Source organism: Simplicispira sp., from assembly GCF_028687295.1.
In the GTDB taxonomy this organism is placed as follows: Bacteria; Pseudomonadota; Gammaproteobacteria; order Burkholderiales; family Burkholderiaceae_C; genus Simplicispira; species Simplicispira metamorpha.
In genome coordinates, this window is record NZ_JAQUAL010000171.1 from 1 (window position 1) to 6,835 (window position 6,835).

7 protein-coding genes are annotated in these 6,835 nt (G+C 67.7%); 5 read left to right on the forward strand and 2 right to left on the reverse strand.

The annotated features are described in order from the left end of the window. Positions 1-44 precede the first annotated feature (44 nt). Positions 45-1,103 carry a protein-glutamate methylesterase/protein-glutamine glutaminase gene (locus PHX69_RS14530; RefSeq protein WP_288044620.1) on the forward strand — a complete coding sequence of 353 codons (1,059 nt, stop codon included), beginning with the start codon at positions 45-47 and terminating at the stop codon, positions 1,101-1,103. A gap of 94 nt (positions 1,104-1,197) precedes the next feature. Here PHX69_RS14530 and queG read toward each other — a convergent pair whose 3' ends face one another. After that, positions 1,198-2,295, reverse strand: coding sequence for a tRNA epoxyqueuosine(34) reductase QueG (queG, locus tag PHX69_RS14535; protein WP_119011782.1), 1,098 nt, complete (start codon positions 2,293-2,295; stop codon positions 1,198-1,200). On the opposite strand from queG, the gene tsaE reads away from it, so the two are divergent. The 3 genes from tsaE (at position 2,275) to PHX69_RS14550 (ending at position 4,711) form a co-directional block, all read left to right on the forward strand. Then, complete coding sequence (tsaE, locus tag PHX69_RS14540) at positions 2,275-2,790, forward strand: tRNA (adenosine(37)-N6)-threonylcarbamoyltransferase complex ATPase subunit type 1 TsaE (protein ID WP_502958542.1); 516 nt, start codon at positions 2,275-2,277, stop codon at positions 2,788-2,790. The two genes, queG and tsaE, sit on opposite strands and share 21 nt — an antisense overlap. Then, entirely contained in the window at positions 2,787-4,286 is a 1,500-nt protein-coding gene (locus tag PHX69_RS14545; protein ID WP_288044625.1) for an N-acetylmuramoyl-L-alanine amidase, read from the forward strand. Before tsaE ends, PHX69_RS14545 begins: the two co-directional genes overlap by 4 nt. Before the next feature lie 182 nt (positions 4,287-4,468). Next, positions 4,469-4,711, forward strand: coding sequence for a YMGG-like glycine zipper-containing protein (locus PHX69_RS14550; protein ID WP_119011779.1), 243 nt, complete (start codon positions 4,469-4,471; stop codon positions 4,709-4,711). A 122-nt stretch (positions 4,712-4,833) separates the two neighbouring features. On the opposite strand, the gene PHX69_RS14555 is transcribed toward PHX69_RS14550, so the two are convergent. Beyond that, the gene (locus tag PHX69_RS14555) at positions 4,834-5,493 is read right to left on the reverse strand and encodes a DedA family protein (protein WP_119011778.1); all 660 of its coding nucleotides are present in this window, start codon (positions 5,491-5,493) and stop codon (positions 4,834-4,836) included. Between the two features lie 197 nt (positions 5,494-5,690). On the opposite strand from PHX69_RS14555, the gene mutL reads away from it, so the two are divergent. Further along, a partial coding sequence (gene mutL, locus PHX69_RS14560; protein ID WP_288044628.1) for a DNA mismatch repair endonuclease MutL occupies positions 5,691-6,835 on the forward strand: 1,145 nt, incomplete at its 3' end.

Genomic DNA, 6,835 nt, shown 5'->3' on the forward strand with positions numbered 1-6,835 from the left:
CCCCCCGGGGCCGCTTTCTCCCGGACCAACCGATCAAAATCCCCATGAAACGCATACAGGTACTGGTGGTGGACGACTCCGCCGTGGTGCGCCAGGTGGTGTCGGCGCTGCTGGCACAAGACCCCGATATCGAAGTCATGGCCGCCGTGGCCGACCCGATTCTGGCCATGTCGCGCATGGCTACGCAGTGGCCCGACGTGATCGTGCTCGACATCGAGATGCCGCGCATGGACGGCATCACCTTCCTGAAAAAAATCATGGCCGAGCGGCCCACCCCGGTGGTGATCTGCTCCACCCTGACCGACCGGGGCACCGAGACGTCACTGGCAGCGCTGGCCGCCGGGGCCGTGGCCATCATCACCAAGCCCAAAATCGGCCTCAAGCAATTCTTGAGCGATGCCAGCGAAGACCTGACCTCGGCCGTCAAAGCCGCCGCCAAGGCCAATGTGCGCCGATTGCAGGTCACCAGCAAACACACCGCCGATGTGATCTTGCCGCCCGCCGAGCCATCGCGCCAGGCCATGATCCAGACCACCGAGCGCGTGGTGGCGCTGGGCACCTCCACCGGCGGCACGCAGGCGCTGGAGCTGGTGCTGACGGCGTTGCCGCGCGTCTCGCCCGGCATCGTCATCGTGCAGCACATGCCCGAGCAGTTCACCGCCGCCTTTGCCAGCCGCTTGAACGGCCTGTGCCAGATCGAGGTGAAAGAGGCGCAAAACAACGACCTCGTCATCCAGGGCCGCGCGCTGATTGCGCCGGGTGGCAAACACATGCTGCTGCGGCGCAACGGCGCGCAGTATTTTGTCGAGGTGGTCGATGGCCCGCTGGTCAACCGCCACCGGCCGTCGGTGGATGTGCTGTTTCGCTCGGTGGCCAAATGCGCCGGTGCCAACGCCCTGGGCGTCATCATGACCGGCATGGGCGACGACGGCGCCGTGGGCCTCTTGGAGATGCGCAAGGCCGGCGCCCAGACGCTGGCCCAGGATGAAAAAAGCTGCGTGGTCTATGGCATGCCCAAAGAGGCGTTCAAGCGCGGCGCCGTGGGCCGCTTCGTGCCGCTGGAGGGCATCGCCCGCGAAATCCAGACCCAGCTGGCGCGCTGAAGGGTGGCAGCAACGCCTTCAGCGGCGCAAGGATAACTATTATTTTGATAGCTGCTTGCGCGCACTCCTGTTGGGCTAGAGCCGCTTTTGACCTTCAATGGGCTTGCGCCAGCGCCCAGGCCACATGCTCGCGCACCAAGGCGCTGTCGTGCTGCGCGCGCGACTGCAATGCGGCCCGCAGCGCGCCAGCGTCCGCACCCGCAGCGCCCGCCTCACCCGCAGCGCGCAGCGCGTTGCCCAGCGCCACGGCCACGTTGCGCAGCCAACGCTCGTGGCCAATGCGGCGGATGGGGCCGCCTTCGGTCAGGCGCAAAAAGGTGGCCTCGTCCCAGGCAAACAAATGCACCAGTTGCTGGCCCGACAAACCGGCACGCGCGTCAAAGTCGGGCAAGGTGCTGGTCTGGGCAAACTTGTTCCAGGGGCAGGCCAGCTGGCAATCGTCACAGCCGTAAATGCGGTTGCCCAGCAGCGGGCGCAAGTCCAGCGGAATCGGCCCGGCGTGCTCGATGGTCAGGTAAGAGATGCAACGGCGTGCATCCAGCCGGTAGGGCGCCACGATGGCTTGCGTGGGGCACACGTCCAGGCAGGCGCGGCACTGGCCGCAGTGCGCGCTCACCGGCGCGCTGGCGGGCAGGGCCAGGTCGATATAGATTTCGCCCAGAAAAAACATCGAGCCCGCATCGCGGTTGAGCACCAGCGTGTGCTTGCCACGCCAGCCCTGGCCGCTGCGGCTGGCCAGCTCGGCCTCCAGCACCGGCGCCGAGTCGGTGAACGCCCGGTGGCCCAGCGGCCCCACGGCCTGCGCAATGCGCTCGGCCAGCTTTTGCAGCCGCGTACGCAGCACCTTGTGGTAATCACGCCCCCGGGCATAGAGCGAGACAGCGCCTTGCGCCGGATCGTGCAAACGCGCAAACTCCAGCGCCTGCCAGCCGTCCGGGGTGGCGCGGGGCAAATAATCCATGCGCGCCGTAATCACGCTGACGGTGCCGGGCACCAGCTCGGCGGGCCGCGCGCGCTTCAAACCGTGCGCGGCCATATAAGCCATATCGCCATGGAACCCCTGGGCCAGCCACTGCACCAATCCGGGCTCGGCGTCGGACAAATCCACCCCGGCCACGCCGATTTGGGAAAATCCCAGTTCGCGCGCCCACTGCTGAATTTGAGGAACGAGTTGACTGCTGCACACCACCATCGCCCGATTGTAGAAAGCCCCTCGCCCATGGAGCTGCGCCACTGCACTTGGCACAACGAAGACGACACCGCCGCGTTGGCCCGCCAGCTGGCCGCGCAGCCGCTGCTGGCCAACGCTTTCATCACCCTGCACGGCAACCTGGGTGCGGGCAAAACCACGCTGGTGCGCCACCTGCTGCGCGCGCTGGGCGTTCAAGGCCGCATCAAAAGCCCGACCTACGCCGTGGTGGAGCCGCACGAGGCGCCGGGCCTGGCCATCTGGCACTTTGATTTTTACCGCTTCGATGACCCGCGCGAGTGGGAGGATGCAGGCTTTCGCGACATCTTTGCCGCCCCGGGCCTGAAGCTGGCCGAATGGCCTGAAAAGGCTGTAGGGCTCATCCCGCCTGCGGACATAGCTATTACTATTGAAGCAATTGACGACCACCAGCGCCGTGCCGTGCTGCACGCGCACACCCCCTTGGGCTGCGGCCTTTTACAAGGAATAAACGCATGAGCCATGCCGCTCCCCCACCGGGCGCCGCACACACCGTGCCCTGCGCCGCGCGGCGCACCCTGCTGCAAGGCGGCACGCTGGTGCTGCTGCTGGGCGCAGCCCAACTGGCGCGCGGCGCCAACATCCTGGCCGTGCGCGTCTGGCCTGCGCCCGAGTATTCGCGCGTGACCATCGAATCGGACACCAAGCTCTCGGCCAAGCAGTTTTTTGTCACCACGCCGCCGCGCCTGGCGGTGGACATCGAGGGCATCGACCTCAACCCCGCCCTGCGCGAGCTGGTGGCCAAGGTGCGCTCGGACGACCCCAACATCGCGGGCATCCGCGTCGGCCAGAACACGCCCGGCGTGGTGCGCCTGGTGCTAGACCTGAAACAGGCAGCGCTGCCACAGGTGTTCACGCTGCCGCCGATTGCCGCCTACGGGCACCGGCTGGTGCTGGACTTGTACCCCGCCGCCCCGGTAGACCCGCTGGAGGCCCTGATTGCCGAGCGCCTGCGCGACCACAAGCCCGCGCCCATCCCACCGCCCACCCCTGGCACGCCTGCGCACGATGCGCTGGAAACGCTGATTGCCCAGCACACCGCGCCGCTCCCGCCCGACAGCATCGCGCGCACCACCCCGGCACCCGCACCGGCGCCCGCCCCCACCACCGTGGCGGCAGCACCGCCACCGACCACACCAGCGCCAGCGCCCACCGCCCTAGCACCCGCACCCGCTGCCCCAGCGCGCCCGCCTGCGGCAGGCACTGCCCAGGCCGCCACGCCCAGCCGCACTGACCGCCTCATCATCGTGGCCCTGGACCCCGGCCACGGCGGCGAAGACCCCGGCGCCATCGGCCCCGGCGGCACCCGCGAAAAAGACGTGGTGCTGCGCGTGGCCCACCTGCTGCGCGCGCGCATCAACGCCACCACCATTGGCGGCAACCCCATGCGCGCCTACCTCACACGCGACGGCGACTACTTTGTGCCCCTGGCCACGCGCGTGCAAAAAGCCCAGCGCGTGCAGGCCGACCTGTTCGTCAGCATCCACGCCGATGCCTTCACCAACCCCGACGCGCGCGGCGCCAGCGTGTTTGCGCTCAGCCAGGGCGGCGCCTCCAGCACGGCAGCGCGCTGGCTGGCCAACAAGGAAAACCAGGCCGATCTGGTCGGCGGCATCAACGTGCGCGCCAAAGACCAGCATGTGCAACGCGCCCTGCTGGACATGAGCACCACCGCACAGATCAACGACAGCCTCAAGCTGGGCAGCGTGCTGCTGGGCGAGATCGGCAACGTCGGCAAGCTGCACAAGCCGCGCGTGGAGCAAGCGGGCTTTGCCGTGCTCAAGGCGCCCGATATTCCCAGCGTGCTGGTCGAAACCGCCTTCATCAGCAACCCCGGCGAAGAGGCCAAGCTGCGCTCAAGCGCCTACCAGGAGCAGCTGGCCGATGCGCTGATGCGCGGCATCACGCGCTACTTTGCCAAAAACCCGCCGCTGGCGCGCAGCCGCTCGGTGTAGGTGGACATGGCATGGGCGCGCAGGCAGCGCCCACCTTTCGGCGCCGGGTCTGACAGCGCCGCCCCGCTGCGTCCTACAGCGCGGGCGAGCGCAGGGTGCCACAGTAGGGCAGTGGTGTTGCGTACACAGTTATCTGTTTGCGTTAACCCTGACCACCGTTTCACACCCAAAAGGATTTCCCCATGTCCACTCGTTCCTTGCTCATCGCCACCAGCTGCGTGGCCGCGCTCGCCCTGGGCGCTTGCGCCTCCAACCCCACCAATGCACAGATAGGCACCGGCGTAGGCGCCGTGGTGGGCGGTGTGGTGGGCGATGCCGTCATCGGTGGTGCCGTGGGCACCATCGGCGGTGCAGCCGCTGGCGCCTTTATCGGCCACGAAATCGGTGAAGGCAACGACCAGCCCCCACGCCGCAACCGCCGCTGAGCCACGCCCGCACCCGGCGATTGGTGCGGGTGCGGCGGTCAGAACTTCAGGCAAAAACAGGCCTGAGCGCACGCGTGGCGTGCGCTAACAGCTATCAATAAAAGAGCAGATTGGCACCAACCTCAGGGCGCAGGCGCTGGCGCAGTGCCTTGGCGGGTGCCGCGCCAGGCACCCCACAGGGCAATCAGCCCCGGCACCAGAATCAGCCCCCAGATGATTTTGTCCAGGTGCAGCTTGACCCAGGGCAGGTTGCCAAAAAAGTACCCCGCCGTGCAAATGCCCATCACCCACAGCACAGCACCACCGACGTTGTAGGCCGTGAACTTGCCCCGACCCATGGCCGCCACGCCCGCCACAAAGGGCGCAAAGGTGCGAATGAACGGCATGAAGCGCGCCAGCACGATGGTGATGCCGCCGTAGCGCTCGTAAAACGCGTGGGCCTGGTCAAACGCGCGGCGGTTGAACCAGCGCGAGTTCTCCCACTGGAACACCTTGGGGCCGATATAGCGGCCAATGGTGTAGTTGCACTGGTCGCCCAAAATGGCCGCCACCAGCAACACCGAGCAGGCCAGGCCAAAGTCCATCAGCCCGGCACCGCACAGCGCGCCCACGATGAATAGCAGCGAATCGCCCGGCAAAAACGGCATCACCACCACGCCGGTTTCCACAAACACGATCAGAAACAGCAGTGCATACACCCACATGCCGTAGGCGACCACGAACGCCTCCAGGTGCTTGTCCACGTGCAAGATGAAATCGATGAGAAAAGTGATGGCTTCCATGGGTGCGGGCAACGGTCGTGTGCGCGTTGGCAAAAATGAGAGGGGCATTATCCCCACCACCCCCGCTGCGTAAAATCGTGCCGGTGAATGCCCTTGACCCCAGCGCCCGCGCCAGCGCCACCCCCTCCAGCGCCACCTCTTCCTCCCCTGCACCGGCCACTGCCACGGCGGCGCCCGCCGCTCCAGCCCGCCGCCCCATCCGCGACCTGCCCGACGAACTCATCAGCCAGATTGCCGCTGGCGAAGTGGTGGAGCGCCCCGCCTCGGTGGTGCGCGAGCTGGTGGACAACGCCCTGGACGCGGGCGCCAGCCAGATCACCGTGCGGCTGCTGGCTGGCGGCGTGCGGCTGATTGCCGTCGAGGACGACGGCAGCGGCATTGCCCGCGACGAGCTGCCCATTGCCCTGCGCCGCCACGCCACCAGCAAAATCACCGACCTGCACGAGCTGGAAACCGTGGTCACCATGGGTTTTCGGGGCGAGGCGCTGGCCGCCATCTGCTCGGTGTCAGAAACCGCCTTGCTCTCGCGCCCGCACGGGCAAGACAGCGCTTTCTTGCTGGACGCGCGCAGCGGCGAACTGCGCCCCGTGGCCCGCGCCACCGGCACCACGGTGGAAGTGAAAGAGCTGTTTTTCAGCACCCCGGCGCGGCGCAAGTTTTTGAAAACCGACGCCACCGAGCTGGCCCACTGCGTCGAGGCCGTGCGCCGCCACGCACTGGCACGGCCCGACGTGGGCTTTGCCATCTGGCACGAGGGCAAACTGGTGGAGCAGTGGCGCGCCACCTTCGTGCCCGGCCAGCCGCCTGGACAGTCCGCCAGCCCCATACCACCGGAGGGCGAGGCGCCAGCGGCCAGCCCTGCCGCCGCTACCGCCAACGGTGGAGTGCCCACCAGTGGCTCTGCCAGTCCCGCCAGCCCTGCGGCGCTCGCTGCCAACGCCCAGGCCACGCTGGCCCGGCGCTTGGCCGATGTGCTGGGCGAGGCGTTCGTCGCGCAATCGGTGCCCCTGCACCACCGCGAAGGGCGCGTCACCGTCACGGGCCGCGCCGGGCTGCCCGACGCCGCCCGCGCGCGCGCCGACCAGCAATACTGCTACGTCAATGGCCGCTTTGTGCGCGACAAAGTCGTGCAACATGCCGCGCGCAGCGCCTACGAAGACGTGCTGCACGGCCAACGCCAGCCCGTGTATGCGCTCTATATCGAGATCGACCCGGCGCGGGTGGACGTGAACGTCCACCCGACCAAGATCGAGGTGCGCTTCAGAGACAGCCGCGAAGTCCACCAGGCCGTGCGCCACGCCGTGGAAAACGCCCTGGCCGTGCCGCGCGCAGCGGCACTGGC

Bases quoted from the DNA above. Each gene is read 5' to 3' on its own strand.
- PHX69_RS14530 (WP_288044620.1), top strand. From the start codon at position 45: ATGAAACGCATACAGGTACTGGTGGTGGACGACTCCGCCGTGGTGCGC.
- queG (WP_119011782.1), bottom strand. From the start codon at position 2,295: ATGGTGGTGTGCAGCAGTCAACTCGTTCCTCAAATTCAGCAGTGGGCG.
- PHX69_RS14545 (WP_288044625.1), top strand. From the start codon at position 2,787: ATGAGCCATGCCGCTCCCCCACCGGGCGCCGCACACACCGTGCCCTGC.
- PHX69_RS14550 (WP_119011779.1), top strand. From the start codon at position 4,469: ATGTCCACTCGTTCCTTGCTCATCGCCACCAGCTGCGTGGCCGCGCTC.
- PHX69_RS14555 (WP_119011778.1), bottom strand. From the start codon at position 5,493: ATGGAAGCCATCACTTTTCTCATCGATTTCATCTTGCACGTGGACAAG.